Origin of the sequence: Microbacterium sp. Kw_RZR3 (genome assembly GCF_029222405.1) — a bacterium.
Classification (GTDB): Bacteria; Actinomycetota; Actinomycetes; order Actinomycetales; family Microbacteriaceae; genus Microbacterium.
In genome coordinates, this window is record NZ_JARHXC010000198.1 from 1 (window position 1) to 17,622 (window position 17,622).

14 protein-coding genes are annotated in these 17,622 nt (G+C 71.0%); 10 read left to right on the forward strand and 4 right to left on the reverse strand.

Annotated features, from left to right (window positions below; translation table 11 throughout):
• Positions 1-62 precede the first annotated feature (62 nt).
• From P2P98_RS10485 to P2P98_RS10495, 3 genes are all read left to right on the forward strand, one after another.
• Positions 63-1,058: a LacI family DNA-binding transcriptional regulator gene (locus P2P98_RS10485; RefSeq protein WP_275799663.1), complete on the forward strand. Its 996-nt coding sequence runs from the start codon at positions 63-65 to the stop codon at positions 1,056-1,058.
• A 181-nt stretch (positions 1,059-1,239) separates the two neighbouring features.
• Positions 1,240-2,397 (forward strand): ROK family transcriptional regulator, encoded by a 1,158-nt coding sequence (locus P2P98_RS10490; protein WP_275799664.1) that lies wholly within the window; start codon positions 1,240-1,242, stop codon positions 2,395-2,397.
• Positions 2,398-2,630: 233 nt separating this feature from the next.
• Positions 2,631-3,878, forward strand: a complete 1,248-nt coding sequence (locus tag P2P98_RS10495; protein ID WP_275799665.1) for a D-arabinono-1,4-lactone oxidase — start codon at positions 2,631-2,633, stop codon at positions 3,876-3,878.
• Here the strand turns inward: P2P98_RS10495 and P2P98_RS10500 are convergent.
• From P2P98_RS10500 to P2P98_RS10515, 4 genes are read right to left on the reverse strand one after another with little or no spacing between them, the layout of a single operon-like run.
• Positions 3,875-5,008, reverse strand: coding sequence for an alpha/beta hydrolase (locus P2P98_RS10500; RefSeq protein WP_275799666.1), 1,134 nt, complete (start codon positions 5,006-5,008; stop codon positions 3,875-3,877). The two genes, P2P98_RS10495 and P2P98_RS10500, sit on opposite strands and share 4 nt — an antisense overlap.
• Positions 5,005-5,931 (reverse strand): hypothetical protein, encoded by a 927-nt coding sequence (locus P2P98_RS10505; RefSeq protein WP_275799667.1) that lies wholly within the window; start codon positions 5,929-5,931, stop codon positions 5,005-5,007. The genes P2P98_RS10500 and P2P98_RS10505 overlap by 4 nt, the downstream gene beginning before the upstream one ends.
• Positions 5,925-6,386 carry a hypothetical protein gene (locus tag P2P98_RS10510; protein WP_275799668.1) on the reverse strand — a complete coding sequence of 154 codons (462 nt, stop codon included), beginning with the start codon at positions 6,384-6,386 and terminating at the stop codon, positions 5,925-5,927. The genes P2P98_RS10505 and P2P98_RS10510 overlap by 7 nt, the downstream gene beginning before the upstream one ends.
• Positions 6,387-6,408: 22 nt before the next feature.
• Entirely contained in the window at positions 6,409-6,963 is a 555-nt protein-coding gene (locus P2P98_RS10515) for a hypothetical protein (protein ID WP_275799669.1), read from the reverse strand.
• Between the two features lie 456 nt (positions 6,964-7,419).
• Between P2P98_RS10515 and P2P98_RS10520 the strand changes: the two genes are divergently transcribed.
• From P2P98_RS10520 to P2P98_RS10550, 7 genes are all read left to right on the forward strand, one after another.
• Positions 7,420-10,503: a chitobiase/beta-hexosaminidase C-terminal domain-containing protein gene (locus P2P98_RS10520; protein ID WP_275799670.1), complete on the forward strand. Its 3,084-nt coding sequence runs from the start codon at positions 7,420-7,422 to the stop codon at positions 10,501-10,503.
• 227 nt (positions 10,504-10,730) lie between these two features.
• A complete protein-coding gene (locus tag P2P98_RS10525) occupies positions 10,731-11,891 on the forward strand; it encodes a nucleotidyltransferase family protein (protein ID WP_275799672.1) in 1,161 nt (386 codons plus the stop codon).
• Positions 11,858-13,018 (forward strand): glycosyltransferase, encoded by a 1,161-nt coding sequence (locus P2P98_RS10530; RefSeq protein ID WP_275799673.1) that lies wholly within the window; start codon positions 11,858-11,860, stop codon positions 13,016-13,018. Before P2P98_RS10525 ends, P2P98_RS10530 begins: the two co-directional genes overlap by 34 nt.
• Positions 13,019-13,097: 79 nt before the next feature.
• Positions 13,098-14,000, forward strand: coding sequence for an SDR family oxidoreductase (locus tag P2P98_RS10535; protein ID WP_275799674.1), 903 nt, complete (start codon positions 13,098-13,100; stop codon positions 13,998-14,000).
• Positions 14,001-14,158: 158 nt separating this feature from the next.
• A complete protein-coding gene (locus tag P2P98_RS10540) occupies positions 14,159-15,520 on the forward strand; it encodes an alpha/beta fold hydrolase (protein ID WP_275799675.1) in 1,362 nt (453 codons plus the stop codon).
• Entirely contained in the window at positions 15,517-17,067 is a 1,551-nt protein-coding gene (locus P2P98_RS10545; protein ID WP_275799676.1) for a GMC family oxidoreductase, read from the forward strand. The genes P2P98_RS10540 and P2P98_RS10545 overlap by 4 nt, the downstream gene beginning before the upstream one ends.
• A 128-nt stretch (positions 17,068-17,195) precedes the next feature.
• Positions 17,196-17,540 carry a LysR family transcriptional regulator gene (locus P2P98_RS10550; RefSeq protein ID WP_275799677.1) on the forward strand — a complete coding sequence of 115 codons (345 nt, stop codon included), beginning with the start codon at positions 17,196-17,198 and terminating at the stop codon, positions 17,538-17,540.
• The last annotated feature ends 82 nt before the right edge of the window (positions 17,541-17,622 follow it).

Consider the following 17,622-nt stretch of genomic DNA (forward strand, 5'->3'; position numbering starts at 1 on the left):
GATGCCGCCCCGCGGCTCCCTAAGCTCGGAGGACGCCGCCCGACGGCACCCCGAGGAGACGCATGCGCAAATCCGGCCGCCCCACGATGATCGACGTCGCCGCCGAGGCCGGCGTGAGCCTGAAGACGGTCTCGCGCGTGGTCAACGGCGAGCCCCACGTCGACCCCGCGCTGACCGAGCGCGTGAACGCCGCCGTCACCCGCCTCGGCTACCACCGCAACGCCCTGGCCGCGAACCTGCGGTCGGGCAGCCGCGACACGATCGGCTTCATCGCCGCCGACCTGTCGAACACCTTCTACATGGCGGTCGCCGCCGCCGTGTCGTCGATCGCGGCACGCCAGCGCATGCACGTGGTCATGGCATCCAGCGAAGAAGACGCCGACATCGAACGCGCCCTCGCCCTCGACATGTGCCAGCGCCAGGTCGGCGGGCTGATCGTGGTGCCCACCGCCGCCGACCACTCCTACCTCGCGCGGGAGGTCGAGTTGGGCACCCCGGTGGTCTTCCTCGACCGCCCAGGTAGCGGCATCCCCGCGGACGCGATCCTGCTCGACAACCGCGGCGGAGCCCGGTCCGCCGTCGCGGAGCTGCTCGCCGAGGGGCATCGGCGCATCGCCGTGCTGCAGGACTCGCTCGGGATCTACACGATGGCCGAGCGCTGGGAGGGGGTGCGCGACGCCTTCGCGGCCGCGGGTCATACGCCCGATCCCGCGCTCGTGGTCGAGAACCTGCACACGCCGACCGCCGCACGCGACGCGATGGAGCGCCTCCTCGCCGCCGACGACCCGCCCACCGCGGTGTTCTGCGCCAACAACCGCGCCACGATCGGCGCGCTGGAGTCGATCCTGCCGCGCGGAGCCGACGTCGCCATCGCGGGATTCGACGATTTCGAGCTCTCCCGGCTGCTGCCCCGACGCATCCGCATCGTCGACTACGACATCGCCGACCTCGGCACGCGCGCGGCGCAGACCCTGCTTTCCCGCGGGGCCGAACCGGCCACCGGGTCGCACACCCAGCTCGTGCCGACGCGCCTCGTCGACCGGGGCGGCGTGGGCTGATCCGACGGGCGGCGAATCCGGCGGGCGGGCCGCGCACCTCGGCGCCCCCGTCTTCCGCATAAACGCGATCCACGCACAGAAACACGCTGTGCTCGCGTTTCTGTGCGCGGATGGCGTTTATGGCCGCGAACGGAGGTCCCGGATGCCGACGCGTCGACGCGCCACATGGCACAGTGGACGAATGGTCACCGCGAGCAGAGGCGACGGCATGCGCCGCGCCAATCTCGCGCTGGTGCTGCGCACCGTGCACCGCGAGGGTCCCCGCTCCCGCGCGGCGCTCACCGAGGCGACCGGTCTGAACCGCTCGACGATCGCCGATCTCGTGGGCGAGCTCGTGAGCGATGGCCTCGTCGTCGAGCGCGCCCCCGATCCGATCGGCCGGGTCGGCCGCCCGTCGCCCACGGTGGCCCCCGATCCGCGTGTCGTCGCGGTGGCGGTGAACCCCGAGGTCGACGCGCTCGACATCGGCGCCATCGCGCTCGATGGCACGCTGATCGCCCGCGAACGCCTCCCGCAGAGGCGGCTGCTGACCCCCGAGCGCACCGCCGAGATCGTCGGCGAGCGCCTCGCCGCCTGGGCCGAAGGGCCGCTCCGCGATCGCCGCACGGTCGGTGTCGGAGTCGCGGTCCCCGGTCCCGTGCGTGCCTCGGACGGCCTCGTGCGCACGGCCCCGCACCTGGAGTGGACGGATGCCGCGATCGGCACGCTCATCGAGCAGGCGACGGGATTGCCGGCCCGGGTGGGCAACGACGCCGCGCTCGGCGCTGTCGCCGAGCACCTCTTCGGCGCCGCGCGCGGCGCCCACGACGTCGTGTACCTCAACGGCGGCGCGAGCGGCATCGGCGGCGCCGTGATCGTCGGGGGCACCTCGCTCGGCGGCGCGGGCGGATACGCGGGCGAGTTCGGGCAGAATCGCCCCGGGATCGTGGACGCCGCCGACCGCCGGGCCGCCGACGGGGTGCTCGAAGACGAGGTGAGCCGCTCGCGGCTGCTCGCCGCCGTGGGGCTCGAGGGCGGTGACGACGCGGCCCTGTCCGACGCCCTGGCATCCGCATCCGACCCCGTTTCGGCCGCCGAAGTCGATCGGCAGCGGCGAATCCTCGCGACCGCTCTCGCCAACGCCGCCAATGTGCTGAACCCGGCGGTGATCGTGCTCGGCGGCTTCCTGGCCGTGCTCGCGGCGCGCGATCTCGACGGGCTCGACGCGGCGGTGCGCGCGCAGACGGTGCCCGCGTGCGCCGAGGGCCTGCGCCTCGCGGTCGCTGAGCTGGGCGAGGACCGGTTGCTCGTGGGCGCGGCCGAGGCGGTGTTCGAGGCCGAGCTCTTCCCGGGGCGGTGAGCGCTCCCACCGGGAGGACATCCCGGGTCGGGAGGGCGTACCGACCCCCCGCGCATCTCCTCCCGTTCGGGCCGCAACCACGTGACGCGGGGAGGACCAGGGACGAAGGGAGGACGCCCCCGGCCGACACGTCCTCCGCTCGTCCCTGCTCCTCCCCTCCGCACGGCGCGCGCCGCGCCGGCCCCGGTGTCGGCGACCCAGGGCAGGATGGACACGTCGACGCGAGGAGAACCATGACCGAGACACGCCCCGCCGGAGCCACGTGGTCGGAAAACCACCGCTACCGCGCCACCGAGGTGCTGCTGCCCGCCGACCTCGACGAGCTCGCCGAGGTCGTGGCATCCGCCCGCACCCTCCGCGTCCAGGCCACGCGACACACGTTCAACGACGTGGCCGACTCCGACGCGGCGCTGGTGTCGCTCGAGCGCATGCCCACCCGCGTCCAGATAACCGGCGACCGGGTACGCGTCGAGGGTCTCGTGACGTTCGCGCAACTCGCACCCGTGATCGAGGCCGAGGGCCGCGCCCTGCACAACCTCGGTTCGCTCCCCCACATCTCCGTCACCGGCGCCACCGCCACGGGTACGCACGGTTCCGGTACCCACAACGGCAACCTGTCGAGCGCCGTGCGGGCGGTCGAGATCATGGATGCCGAGGGCCGAACGCACCGCATCGACCAGACGCACGCGTGGTTCCCCGCCGCCGCCCTCAGCATCGGCGCCCTCGGTGTCGTCACCGCGGTCGAACTTCAGACCGAGCCGACCTACCGGGTGACGCAGCAGGCGTACACCGGCGTGGCGTGGGACGACATCGTGGCAGACCCCGAGCGGGTCTTCGGCGGCGCGCGCAGTGTCAGCGTCTTCACGACCTGGGGCGACCCGGCCCACGATCTCGTCTGGGCGAAGAGCGACGACGGCGCACCCGACCGGGTCGAAGAGCTGGGCGGTCGACCCGTCGGAGACGACATCCACCTCGGACGGATCCGCACCGTCGACAACACCACCCCGCGCGGGACCGTCGGCCCGTGGCACACGCGGCTCCCGCACTTCCGCGCCGACGCCCTCCCCAGCGACGGCGACGAGATCCAGTCCGAGTACTTCGTCCCGTTCTCGTCCGCGCGCGAAGCCCTTGCCGCGGTGCGGGCGATCGCGCCCGCATTCGACGCGCACCTCCTCGTCACCGAGCTGCGCACCGTCGCCGCCGACGAACTGTGGCTGAGCCCCGCGTATCAGCGCGACGTGCTCGCGATCCACTTCACCTGGCGCAACGACACCGCGGGCGTCCTCGGCGTGCTGCCCCACATCGAGACGGCGCTCTCGCCGTTCGACGTCCGGCCGCACTGGGGCAAAGCCTTCACCATGCCCGGAGACGCCGTCCGCGCCACGCTCCCCCGCGTCGACGACTTCCTCGCCGCGGCCAGAGAGGCCGACCCGCGCGGCGTCTTCCGCAACGACTTCCTGCGGCGGACGCTGGGGCTCTAATCGGCGCGCGGGAGCCCGCGCAAGAACCCGGTGATCGCCCCGCGGAACCGCTCGGGATCCTGGTTCGCCTCGTTGCAGTGCCCCGTCGCGTCGAACGCCACGAGCGAGGCCTGCGGATGCCGCGCCGTGTAAGCCGTCGAACCGGTCACCGGCACCACCGGGTCACGCAGACTGTGCACGATGAGGGTCGGCAGAGCCGGCGCGGGACGCGGGCCGTCGACCCAGTTCAGCGCGCGGGCGTCGACCGCCTCGATGAGTCCGAGTACCCGCGATCCGAGCCGGCTTTCGAGCACCCGCAGGGCGGTGGCGCCGACTGAACCGGGGAGGTGCACGCCCCGCACCGCGCGGGCGACGATCCGGTTCCAATCCAGGGCAGGGGCGACGAGCACGAGACCGGTGATCGCCGCGCGATGACGCGACTCCTCGAGCGCGAGCATCGCGATCGTCGCCCCCATCGACCACGCCACGAGCACGATCTCGCGCGCGCCGTGCTCGACGGCGTAGCTGATCGCGTCGTCGACGTCGCGCCATTCCCGCATCCCGAGCGACGAGGGCAGCGCCTCGGCGGGAGCCGCTTCCTCGTCACCCGCGTACGACACGACGAGCGAGGTCCACCCGGCGTCGTGAGCGGCGGGGGCCGAGCGCAGCGCGCCGGACCGGCTCGACCGCAGGCCGTGCACGTGGATGGTCCAGCGCGCGGCATCCGGATCCCCGATGACCCATGCTCGGGCATCCCCGCCGCGCCGGAGGGGGATCGCGACGTGCTGCGTCGGGCCCACCTCCTCGGGGGCCCCGATGCTCTGCGAGGTCCATGCCCCTCGCGCGGGTCCGTCGGCCAGGCCGTCCGGACGCGCGACGAGGGATCGGACGATGCGCGCTCCGTCGTCCCGCACGATCTCGCCGACCGTGAGGTGCGTGCCGTCGTCGAGCCAGACGCCGTACGTGCCCGGTTGCCGACTCTCGGCGGTCGCGGGCACCGAGACGGTGTCGCCCTCGATCTCGACGGGGACGAAGGGCTTGGCGGCGCGCGGTGCGATCAGGCGCCGGGCGACGTAACCGCCGAGCGCGAGATGCAGAGCGCCGACGGCCGCCGCGGCCATGCCGGTTCCGACGATGAGGCGGCGAGTCATGCGCGGTCTCCTGAGGTGGGGCGGGTGAGGTGGGTGTCGATGGCGTCCAGCAGAGCGCGCTCCTCGTCCCGCAGAGGGGTCGAGGTGGCGATCGCGTCGTCTTCGATGGCGACGCGCAGGCTGTGCAGCCGGATGTCGAGGTCCGCGAACTCGGCGGGTCCGGCAGGGATGCTCGCCCCGCGCTCCTGCGCGAGTCTCTCGGCGCCCGCGAGCAGGTTCTCCGCCCGACGACGGATCTCGGCAGTGGTTCGGGATGCCACGAAGATCCCGATCACGAAAGAGACCACGCCGAGGTAGAACAGCGGGTCGAACAGGGCGCTGACGACGGCGTTCGGGATGAAGAACCGCGTGAGGGTGATGTCGACGACCTCGCTGAGACAGCCGAGCACGATGCCCGCGGCGCCCACGCGGAACAGCCGGCGCGCGACGGGGAGCGAAGTGCGCGCCGATCGGTAGAGCAGGACCCCGACCAGGGCGATTCCCGACATGTGCAGGATGCCGTAGGCCCACGCACCGGTCGACGTGTGCGCCGCCGTCTCGAGGAACAGGAACGATGAGGGACCACGCTCCGGCATCGCCACGAAGAAGACCACGGCGAACAGCGCTGCCAGGGTCAGCGGGAAGCCCCACCGGAGGGTCCTGATCCGCGCGCTCGCAGGAGCCGTGCCGGCCTGGATGCCGAGCCACAGCGCGACCATCGTCAGGACGTTCTGCACGAGCTTGAGCACGTTGGTTCCGCCGAGCGGACTGTCCAGCGTCGCGAGAGGGATGACGGTGCCCTGGGTGAGGAGAGCGATGACGCCCAGGAGGGCCGCGAGCCAGGCGATCCGCGCGCGCGGTTGCCGCCATGCGACGCGCGCCCGCAGAATCACGACGAGCGCGAGTCCGACGAGCGCCGCGTCGATGAGGAGCATGGTCACCATGCGAGCTCCGCCACCCTCGGGCTGGCGTATATGAGACGCGCGATGGCGTGGGCGACGTGTTCGGCCACGAGCTCGGCCTCGACCTGCACCGTGTCGAGATCGGGATTCGCGTGCGGGGCGACAGACGAGCGTTCGTGCACCGCGCCGCAGCAGTGCGCGTCGTCGAGAAGGTGGCCCAACTCGTGCGAGGCCGCGAACTCGCGATAGACGGGCGCGTCGGCCGCCCGGACGTGGATGGTCCCCTCGCGACGATCGAGGAACGAGACGAGGTAGCCGGTCAGCGTGCCCCACGATGCGGTGTCGGTCTCGGCGATGACCCGGAGCCGGATGCCGACCGCCTGCTCGACCGCGCGGACGACCTCGTCGAAGGTCGCCCCCGGAGCCAGCGTCGTGCGGGCGAGCGCGCGATCGCCACGCGTCCGCACCCGCGCGAGCATGTCGTCGGTCGCCGTCACCGCCGCCTCCCCGTCCGGTGGATCATGACGCCGGCGGCCTGCCCCGGAGAGATCGTGCGATCGCGCGGAGCGCGTCGGGAGACATCTGTCCGAGCGCGCGGAACTGGATCCTCTCTGCGCCCGCCTCCCGCATCGCGTCGCGCAGTTCGAGTTCGGCCTCGGTCCGATCGGTCAAGGCTTCGTCGGTGTGATCGGTGAGGTATTCCACGGGGACGTCGGCCCACTGTGTGATGAGTCGGAGCACCTCTTCGTCGAGGACCACCGTGTTCGTCGTGGCGGTGAGCAGGGTGCGTGCACCGTGGGCGGCACGGGGATCGACGTCTTCGAGATGATCGAGCAGGTCGGACTCGGTCGCGGCGTGACTGGCGATCAGGCGACGGACGCGTTCTGCGAGGGGCGCCGCGGGCACGCGCATCTCGACACGGGGGGCCGCGTCGGGGCTCGCGAGCTGCTCGGGAGTCACCTCGAGCACGGCGGCGAGCGCCTCGATGTCGTTGGTGTTGTACGGCAGCGAGAAGCCCGCGCGCGACTGGTAGTAGCTCTTCGTCATCCCGGCGCGACGGATGAGCTCGCCCACGGTGAGCCCTTTCGCCCTCCGCAGGCGATCCACGTTCGCCACCACTCGCCGGGAGTACCGGGAAGGTGGTCCGACAGCACCCCGACCCACGTTTCGATCGTAGACGACCCGCACGCTGATCGTATTTACATGAATCGATGAGTGCTATTTACGACCCTCTGTGCTTGGATGAAAACAGAGACATGGTGCGAGGCCCCCGACTCCTCCGTCGCTCACGCGCATCGGATGACGCCCGGGCCGCCCCAGTTCTCGTCAGCGGGCGCGGCGGCATTGGGGGACGCCGCGCCCGCTGCATCTCACGTGAGGTTCACGCCTTCCCGCGAATCGGTAGCCCGACTACCTCTGCTACCTTTTCATCAGCTCTTGTGCGCACGAATTCCCCCGGATTACGCTCGACGGCAATCAGGGCCTGTAGTTTTACTACTTGACTTTCGCCCTCGAAGACGACGGAGTCTCATGCGATCCCCCCACCCCCTGCGCCGCTGGACGGCGCTCTCCACCACCGGCGCGGTGATCGCGTCCCTCGCGGTCGCGGGCACCGTGTCGCCGGCCACCGCCGACACGACCGCCACGATCTCGGTCGACACCGCCACCGTGGTGCAGAACGATTTCCTCGGCATCGGCGTCAACGTCATCCCATCCGCCCTCATGGGGCGTTCACGCGGATTCGGATACTCGGATGCCGACTGGGCGGTGGACGCCGAGCGCATCGCCACCATCCGGCCCAAGGTCGCGCGCGTCTGGTTCCAGATCGACTGGATGGAGCCCGAGAAGGGCGTCTACACCTGGGACAGCGACCGGATGAAGGCTTTCTACGCCTACCTCGACGCGTTCAAGGCCGCCGGCACCGATATCGAGCTGAACTTCGGCTGGAAGGTCGGCTCGACCGTCCACGACTGGTTCGGCATCCCCGGCGTCGACCCGTGGACCAGCGCCCCGGCCGACAACGCCGCGTACGCGGCATCCGCCTCCGCTCTGATCGACCAGCTCAAGAACGTCCGCGGGTACGACAACGTCAAATACCTCACCTATTACAACGAGCCCAACGGCAGCTGGGACTTCGAAGCCCCCGGCGATCAGCAGGCCGCCTACGTGCAGATGGCGCAGGCCGTGCACCAGCGGCTCGTCGCCGACGGACTCCGCGACGAGGTCGAGATCTGGGGACCGGAAGAGACCGGCGCCCCCGCGTGGACCACCTACATGGCGCAGAACGGCGGCGACGCGTTCGATCAGTACAGCTTCCACACCTACGGCGACTCGTACGGCTCGGTCCCGGCGAGTATCAACGCCCGCAAGAGCGTCGCCGGGGGCAAGCCGGTGAACATGTCCGAGTTCGGCTGGTCGGACGACAACGCGAGCGGCTGGGACTCGGGGTATGCCAATTACGTGATCGCGGGCGCGAACCTGGGGCTGCATTCGCTCCTGGTCTGGCAACTCAACGGCACCTGGACCGTCGACCCCGACGGCGACACGAACGGCACGTACAACATGTGGGACGCCCTTCCGCTCGGCCTCGAGCCGCGCAAGACGTTCCTGTCGGCGGGGCTGCTGAACCGCTACGTTCCGGCGCACAGCCAGGTGCTGCAGTCCAGCTCATCGACGGCGGACGTGCGCACCGCCGCGTTCCGCGACGCCGCGGGCGAGTACACGCTCCTGGTCGAGTCGAAGGGAACCGCTCCGACCGACCTCGACGTCTCGTTCGGTTCCACGGCGATCGGCAAGGACTTCCACCGCGTCGTCTACGACAACGATCTCGTCCCCGACGAGAACGCGCTCCTGCCCGCCGTTTCGGCCACGCTGCCGGCGGGAACGGGCTTCTCCGATCAGCTCGACGAGGGGTACTCGTTCGCGATCTACACGACGGCCGACCCCGCCGTCCAGGTGCGTTTGAGCGATGCCGACCCCACGGTGGCGTCGGGTTCGACCCTCGCGCTCACCGCCGATGTCATCGACGGCGCTCCCGGCGTGACGTGGTCGGTCGACGGCACGGGCAACGGCTCCGTGTCGAGCTCCGGCGTCTACACCCCGCCCAGCGTCGACTCGGAACGCAAGGTCGCTGTCCGCGCCACCAGCACCGCCGACCCGACGTCGTCGGCGGTCACCCTCGTGACCGTGACCCCGCAGCTCACGGCGAGCCGCGTCGATCCCGTGCAGTTCGACCTCGACAGCGGCGTCTACGCCGGCTCCGAGGTGCTGACACTGTCGACGCCCACCGCGGGCGCACAGATCCGGTACACCACCGACGGTTCAGAACCGACCGCGAGCTCCACGCTCTACGAACGCCCCCTGATCCTCCCGGAGACCTCCACGAAGCTCTACCGCGCGGCGGCTTTCGCAACGGGAAAGCAGGCCTCGGGCATCACGAGCCGCCTCTTCAAAGTCGGCGGCGTCTCCCAGGGTCCCGACGGCTACACCCTTTGCGCGAACGAGGGCGGAACGTGCTTCTTCTCCGGTCCGCAGAGCGTGGCGTTCGGCGGCGACGGACTCTTCACGTACCAGGCGAAGACGGGCCCGGTCTCGTGCGACGCGGCGACGCTCGGCGACCCGAACCCCAACGGGACGCAGAAGTGCTACGTCAGCCCCGAGCTGCCGTCGTCCTACCCGCTGGTGACGCTCACCAACGCCGGCTTCGAGAAGCCCGGCGGGACGAAGTCCAAGACCGGCCCCTTCACGAACGGCTGGACCTTCAACAGTCGCTCCGGCATCCAGAACGGTCAGGGACCGCTCGGGCCGCCGACGCCGTCGGAGGGCCAGCAGGTCGGATACCTCAAGACGGATGCCGGGGTTCAGGGCACCATCTCGCAGGAGGCGGCGTTCCCCGCCGGGGAGTATCAGGTCGTCTTCGCCCTCTCGGGACGATCCGGCTATCCCGCGCAGAGCTTCGACGTGCTGTACGACGACACCGTGATCGGCTCGTTCGCGGTCGGCTCGACGAGCTCGTACGAGACCAAGCGGACCCCCGCCTTCACCTCCGACGGCGGTCGCCACACGATCACGTTCCGCGCCACCGCGCCCTCGGGCGACCGCACCGCGTTCCTCGACGCGGTCCGGATCGAAGCCCCGGTCCCGCCGGAGCCGGCGCAGCTGCAGAACACCGGCTTCGAGGCTCCGTCCACGACGGGCGTCAAGTCGGCGCCGTTCACCGAGGGCTGGTCGTTCGTCGGCCGCAGCGGCATCCAGCACAACGGGAGTGCCTTCGGGGCGCCGTCCGCGCCCGAGGGCACCCAGACCGCGCTGCTGCAGTCGCGTGACGGGCAGCACGGATCGTTCTCGCAGACGCTCGACATGGCAGCCGGTGACTACACACTGACCTACCAGGCGTCGCGACGCCCCGGGTACAGCGCGGTGCAAACGGTGCAGGTGCTCATCGACGGGGTCGTCGTCGACAGCTTCGCTCCCCCGACGGCGACGTTCAGCTCGCACACCTCGCCGACCTTCACGGTTCCGGCGGGCGATCACGAGATCATGTTCCGCGGGTCGGCAGCCTCCGGAGATGCGACGGCATTCATCGATCAGGTGGTGCTGACACCGATTCCCTGAGCCGGGACGACGGCGATCACGAGCGGGGGCTCGGGCGGTGCGCCCGGGCCCCCGTCGCGTCGGTCCGCGGGATACCTTCCCCTCGCACTCGTGGAACGGGTGAGACGCCGCAAGGTCGCGGGCGAACTGCAGCGCGCTCGCCCGCGGGAACACGCGCCGCGACCGAACCGCCCCGATCCGACGCGGTCACACTGGGAGGTCGACTCCGCCTTCCCGAGGACCGCCGCATGTCTTTCACTCCCTTACCCGACGAGCGGTGGATTCCCGTGGCCTTCGGCGCTCTCGACGCGCGTGGCATCCCGACCCTGGCCGCCGAAGCGGACGTTCTCGCCGTTCCGATCACCCCCGGACCGGCGCTCTGCCTCGTCGGCGACGGCGCCACGCTGTGGCGCGAGCTCGTCGATGGCGCACCCCATCCACCTCGCGAGTTCTCGCCGGAGGAGAACGTCGTTCTGGAACATCTCCGAGACAGGGGTCTGGTGGTCGTGGGCCGAGCCCATCCCGCCGCAGTGACGCGCCTCGATCCTCCGGCGCTCTCCTCTCCGCTGCACGAGCTCGTGTACGCCCTCGTCCAGCACGTCGCGGCCTCCCTCGGCATCCGGTGCGTGTTCGTGAAAGGCCCCGCCCTGCATCACCAGGGTCTGCGTGAGCGCGAGCATTCGGGCGATGTCGACGTCTGGTGCGACCCCGCCCGGTGGGATGAGCTGGCCGCCGCTCTCGCCCCCTGGGGGTGGGAGCGTGAGCCCGACCCGTGGAGGGGCACCTCCGTCCACCACACCGCGACGATGACGCCCACGTCATGGGGGTGCGAGATCGACATCCACCGCCGCTTCCCGGGGCTGACGCTCGACGACTCCGAGGCCTTCGAAGCACTCCTCGGGTTCTCGACCACGATGCGCGTCGCGGGTGTCGCCGTCTCGGTCCCCTGCCGCGATGCCCATGCCGTGATCTTCGCCCTGCACACGGTGCGGCCCGCGGTGGGGAGGCCTGTCACCGAGCACGACCATCGGGTCGCCCAGATCATCCTCGCCTCGGCGGGCGGGGCGATCGAAGCCGCCCGCAAGCTCGGGGCCGTCCCCGTCCTCCGCGCGGACCTTTCCGTGTCGTTTCCCGGCATCGACCCGGGTCCCGATGACGGGGCCCCTCGCGACTGGTTCCATCGCGCGCAACCCGATCTCCCGCGCGCGTACCTCGTCGCAGTGCGCTCCCTCCCATGGCGCGAGCGCGCCCGGGCACTACGCAACCTCGCATGGCCGCCAGACGACATCGCTCTCGCCTCCGCCCGGCGCGCCGGCGAACCGACCGAGGATGCCGGTCGGGCCCGACGCCGACGCCTGGTTCGCGGCGTTCGCTCATGGACACCCGTCTTTCGTCGGAGCCGGCGATGATGGCCTCGAACCCGAACCGCGGGCTCCTCGTTCACGAATGGATCGCGCCCGCCGGTGGGTCGGAGAACGTCCTCGAGGCGATGACACGGGCCTTTCCCACGGCCGACGTGCAATGCCTGTGGAACGACGCCCCCGCTCGTTTCTCGGACAGACGCGTGCGAGAGACGTGGCTCGCGGCGACTCCGCTGCGGCACCACAAGGCTCTCGCCGCCGCCTTCTGCCTCCCGACATGGCGCCTCCTGCCACGAGGCGCTTACGACTGGATGCTGATCAGTTCGCACCTGTTCGCTCATCATGCGCGGGTCCGCTCAGCAACGGACGACACCCGCGACATCCCGAAGTACGTGTACGTCCACACGCCCGCTCGCTACATCTGGACGCCCGAGTACGACCCTCGCGGACAGGGGCGGGTCGTCCGGTCGGCAGCCCCCGCGTTCCGTGCGATCGACCACCGACGAGCTGCGGAACCGATCGCTCTCGCGGCGAACAGCCGTTTCGTCCGCGATCGCATCGCTCGCTCGTGGGGACGTGAAGCCGTCGTCATCCCCCCTCCCGTCGATGTGCGGGCGATTGCCGACGTCGCCACGTGGGAGCGGCAGCTGAGCGATGGCGATCGGCGTGTCCTCGATGCCCTTCCCGAGGTCTTCGTCCTGGGGGCATCGCGGTTCGCGACGTACAAGCGCCTCGACCTGGTCATCGACACCGCCGAACGTCTCGGGCTCCCGGCCGTCATCGCCGGAAGAGGTCCCGACGAAGCGGCTCTTCGCGACCGCGCCGTGCACGCACGGATTCCCGTCTCCGTGGTCGTCTCTCCCTCGGACGCCTTGCTGCGAGGCCTGTATCGGGCGGCGTCGGTGCTGCTCTTTCCCGCGATCGAAGACTTCGGCATCGTTCCCGTGGAGGCGCAGGTGGTCGGAACCCCCGTCGTGACGGGGCCGGTCGGCGGACAACTGGAAACGTACGTCCCGGGAGTGACGGGCGTCACCGCGACCGGACTGAGCCCGCGCGAGCTGGCCGCGGCGACGTCGACCGCGCTGGATCTCCCCCGGTTCGACGGCGTCGAGGTCACCGCGAAGTTCTCCTCCGGCGTCTTCGAGGAGCGCATCCGCCGCTTCGTCACCGGGTGAGTCGCCGCGCCGCAGGAGCGGCATCCGTCCCGCCGTCAAGGCCGCGCGCCACGGCGCGCGCCCTGCCTACCGTCGCTTCATGACCACCGATCGCGATCAGTTCACCTTCGACAACCCCGTCACCCGCTACGCGCGTGTCGAGCCCCCGATCCAGCATCAGCCCGAACCGGGTGTGCAGGCCGACATGACTCCGATCCCCGACCTCGGGGAGAAGACGTACCGCGGTCTCGGCCGCCTCGAGGGACGAAAAGCACTCATCACGGGAGGCGACTCCGGCATCGGTGGAGCGGTCGCGATCGCGTTCGCGCGCGAGGGCGCCGACGTCGCGATCGTGCACCTTCCGGACGAGCAGCGGGACGCCGACCACATCCTCGAGCAGATTCGGGATGCCGGACGCACCGGCGTCTCGATCGCCACCGACATCACCGATCCCGACGCGTGCCGCGAGCTCGTCGACCGTGCTGCAGAGGCGCTCGGCGGCCTCGACATCGTCGTCAACAACGCCGGAAAGCAGGTCATGGTCGAGAGGGTCGACGAGCTGTCGGACGAGCAGTTCGAGCTCACGTTCCGAACCAACGTGTTCGCGCCCTTCTGGATCACCAAGGCGGCCCTCGCGCACTTGCCCGAGGGCGGGACCATCATCAACACCGCCTCGCTCGAGGCGTACGTGCCCGCCCCCGACCGCCTCGACTACGCGGCGACGAAGGCGGCCATCAACAACCTGTCGAAGGGGCTGGCCCAGCAGCTGGCGCCTCGCGGCATCCGGGTCAACGTGGTGGCTCCGGGACCGACGTGGTCAGCCCTCCAGGTGAGTCAGGGTGTCTCCGACGATCAGATGGAGCACTTCGACGACGAGAGCACCTACCAGCGCGCCGGACAGCCCGCGGAGATCGCCCCCGCGTTCGTCTTCCTCGCCTCGGCCGAGTCGAGCTACGTGTCGGGCGAGACGCTGAACGTCAACGGAGGCATGGTCACGCCCTGATCTTCACGCCCGGGCCGAACCCCTCCGTCTCCGCGTGCGAGACCCTCGTCTCGCGCGTTTCCCGGGGGCTCGGCCCGGGGCGTGCGACCGCACTTGCGCATATCGTCCGAATTGGCAAGCGGCCCGTTCCCGACCGGAGCGTGCGCGAGCGTGATGGCATGCCCGTCACCCTCTTCCTGCTGCACGCGCTGGGTTCCAGCGCCGAGGAGTTCCAGCCCCTCCGCGATCTGCTCGACGGCACGGTCGATGTCCGCGGCGTCGACCTCCCCGGCTTCGGCGAACTCGCGTCTGCTCCCGACTCCTCGCTCGACGCCACCGTCGAGCACGTGGTCGACCACCTCGCCCGCCACGCCCGGGGACGCTGGATGCTCGGCGGGCACAGCATGGGCGGAAAGGTCGCCGCGCTCGTGGCATCCCGGGTCCTCCGCGGCGACGCGCCCCTGACAGGTCTCGCCGGGATGGTGCTGATGGCGCCCTCTCCGCCGCGCCCCGAGCCGATGGACGAGGAGCGACGCGAACGCATGCTGTCGTGGGTGGCCGACGGCTCCCTGTCGGACCAGGATGCCGAGACGTTCATCGATCAGAACACCGCCGAGTCGCTCGAACCTCAGGCACACGAACGCGCCCTGACCGACCTCCGGCGCACCTCCCCCGCCGCCTGGCGCGCGTGGCTCGAGACCGGGAGCCGGGTCGACGCCTCCGCCGAAGTCGGGACGCTCGACCTTCCGGCCCTGGTGCTCGCGGGCGCCGACGACGCCGACCTCGGCGCGGCCGCTCAGCCCGAGCTGCTGGCATCCGTGTACCCCCGTGCGCGCTTCGTCGCTCTGGGCGACACCGGCCACATGATCCCGCTCGAGCGCGCCGCCGAAGCCGCCGAAGCGATCGCGCAGTTCGTCGCCGACGAGGTCCTCCTCGGGCCCGTGATGCCGGACGACTGGGCCGCCCTGATCGCCGGCGACCGCGTGGATGCCCGGGTGCGCGGCATCCTGAACCGCCGTGCGGTTCCCGATGACCGTGGATACGCCCCCGTCGTTCTCGATCTCGCCCAACTCACCCTGCTGCGCGAGATCGCCGACCTCGTCGTCCCGCAGGACGGGCCCGCGATCGACATCGCGGCGCGCGTCGATACGCAGCTCGCGCGCGGCGAAGGCGACGGCTGGCGCAACGCCGAGCTCCCACCCGACCCGGACGCCTACCGCGCCGGCCTCGACACGCTCGCCCGCGTCTGGCCGACCGATCCGACGGAGCGCGCGGACGTCCTGCGCGCGGCGATCGAGGGGACGACGGATGCCGACGGCCCCCTGAACGCGGGTCGGCTGAAGCTGTGGCTCGAGGACGTCCGCAACGACCTCGTCCGTCAGTGGCTCGCCCACCCCGCGAGCATGGCGCTCATCGGCTACGACGGTTTCGCGACCGGCGGCAGCCCGATCCGCGGGTACGTGGAACTGCGGCTGGGGCGCCGCGAAGACTGGGAGCCCGTCGGCGTCGGCGGCACCGTAGCCGAGGGAGACGCGGCATGAAGCTCGAGCAGATGCGCACGTTCGGCACCGACGAGACCGTCGACGTCGTGGTCGTCGGCACCGGTGCGGGCGGCGCTCCGCTGACCGCCGAGCTGGCGAAGAAGGGCCTCCGCGTCGTCGCGATCGAGGCCGGACGCCACTTCGCCCTCGACGACCTGACGCCCGACGAGAGCGAGGCGGTCGAGATCAACTGGATGTCGGAGCGCCTCAGCGGCGGCGACGACCCGACCGCGTTCGGTCCCAACAACAGCGGACGCGGCGTCGGCGGCTCGATGCTCCATTGGGGTGCCTTCACGCCGCGCCCCGATCGCCGCGACCTGGCGCTCCGCACCGAGACGGGCGAGGGCCGCGACTGGCCCGTCGACCCCGACGAGTTGCTGTCGTACGTCGAACGCGTCGAGGGCGACATCGGGGTGTCGGGGCCGACGCCCTACCCCTGGGACCCATCACGCCGCTACGCCTACGCGCCCGCGAAGCGCAACGCTCCCGCGAACCTCGTGGCCAAGGGCTGCGATGCCCTCGGGGTCACCTGGGCAGACGCGCCGGCCGCGGTCCTCACCCGTGCGCGGCTGCAAGAGCACCACGGCGAGCGCGGTGCGTGCGTCAACTGCGGCGAGTGCCACCAGGGGTGCCGGACGGATGCCAAGGCCTCCACCGCCAACACCTACCTGCCCGCGGCGGTCGCCGCCGGAGCCGAGATCCGCGCCGAGGCGATGGTGCACGCGATCGAGCTCGACGCCCGCGGTCATGTCGCCGCGGTGGTCTATCGGCAGAACGGCGTGGACGTGCGTCAGCGCTGCCGCACGCTCGTGCTCGCGGGCGGCGGGGTCGAGACCCCGCGTCTGCTGCTGCACACGGGCCTGGCCAACGACAACGGCCAGGTCGGTCGTAACTTCCTCGCCCACGGCGCGACGCAGGTGTGGGGACGCTTCGATGAGCCGGTGCGCGGCCACCGCGGCTACCCGTCGTCGCTCATCAGCGAGGACATGATGCGCCCGGCCGACGCCGACTTCGCGGGCGGGTACCTCGTGCAGAGCCTGGGCGTCATGCCCCTGACCTTCTCGACGACGCTCGTGCGCGGCGGCGGCCTGTGGGGCCCGGAGCTCATGCAGCGGCTCGAGCAGTCGCGATTCATGGCGGGGATCGGTATCAACGCCGAGTGCCTCCCCTCGGACGACAACCGGCTCGAGCTCACCGCCGAGACCGACGAGTTCGGCATCCCGCGCGCGCGGGTGACGTTCACCGCCGGCGCGAACGAGAAGGCGCTCGACGCGCACGCGACGGCGTTCATGCTCCGGGTGATGGAGGCTGCGGGGGCGCGCGAGACGATGGTCCTGGCCCGCACGGCCCACACGATCGGCACCTGCCGCATGTCGCTGGACCCCGCCGACGGCGTGGTGGATGCCGACGGCCGCTCCCACGAGATCCCCAATCTGTGGATCAGTGACAACTCGGTGTTCCCGTCCGCGATCGCCGCCAACCCGGCACTGACGATCATGGCCCTGTCCCTTCGCACCGCCGACCGCCTCCTGGCATCCGTCGCCTGATCCCGACCGTCGTCTCTCCCCGCCGCCTCTCCCTATCGAGTGTCCAGGACACGCCGCATCCGCGCCGCGCGAAGCGGCGTGTCCTGGACACTCAACGTCTCGTCGCGTGACACGGGAGAATGGATGCCATGAAGCTCGAGCATCTCCGCCGGTTCGCCGTCCTCGCCGAGGAGCTGCACTTTCCGCGCGCGGCCGAGAAGCTCGGCATCCCCCTCCCCTCCCTGTACACGACGCTCGACAAGCTCGAAGAAGAGGTGGGGCAGCCGCTCGTGCAGCGGACCCCGCCGACGCGCCTGCTCCCCGCCGGCGTCCTGCTCCTCGACGAGGCGTACGCCCGCATCGCCGACGCCCCGCCCCCCGCGCCGCGGCAGAAGGCTTCGGGCGGCGGCAAGGCGAAGGCGTCGAAGGGCAAGGGCCGCGCCCCCATCGTGAAGGGCCAGCCCAAGCCGTACAAGAAGCGCCAGGGCCGCTGATCCCGTCGCACCACGCATAAACGCGATTCGCGCACATAAACGCGTTCTGCACGTGTTTCTGCGAGCGGATCGCGTTTACGTG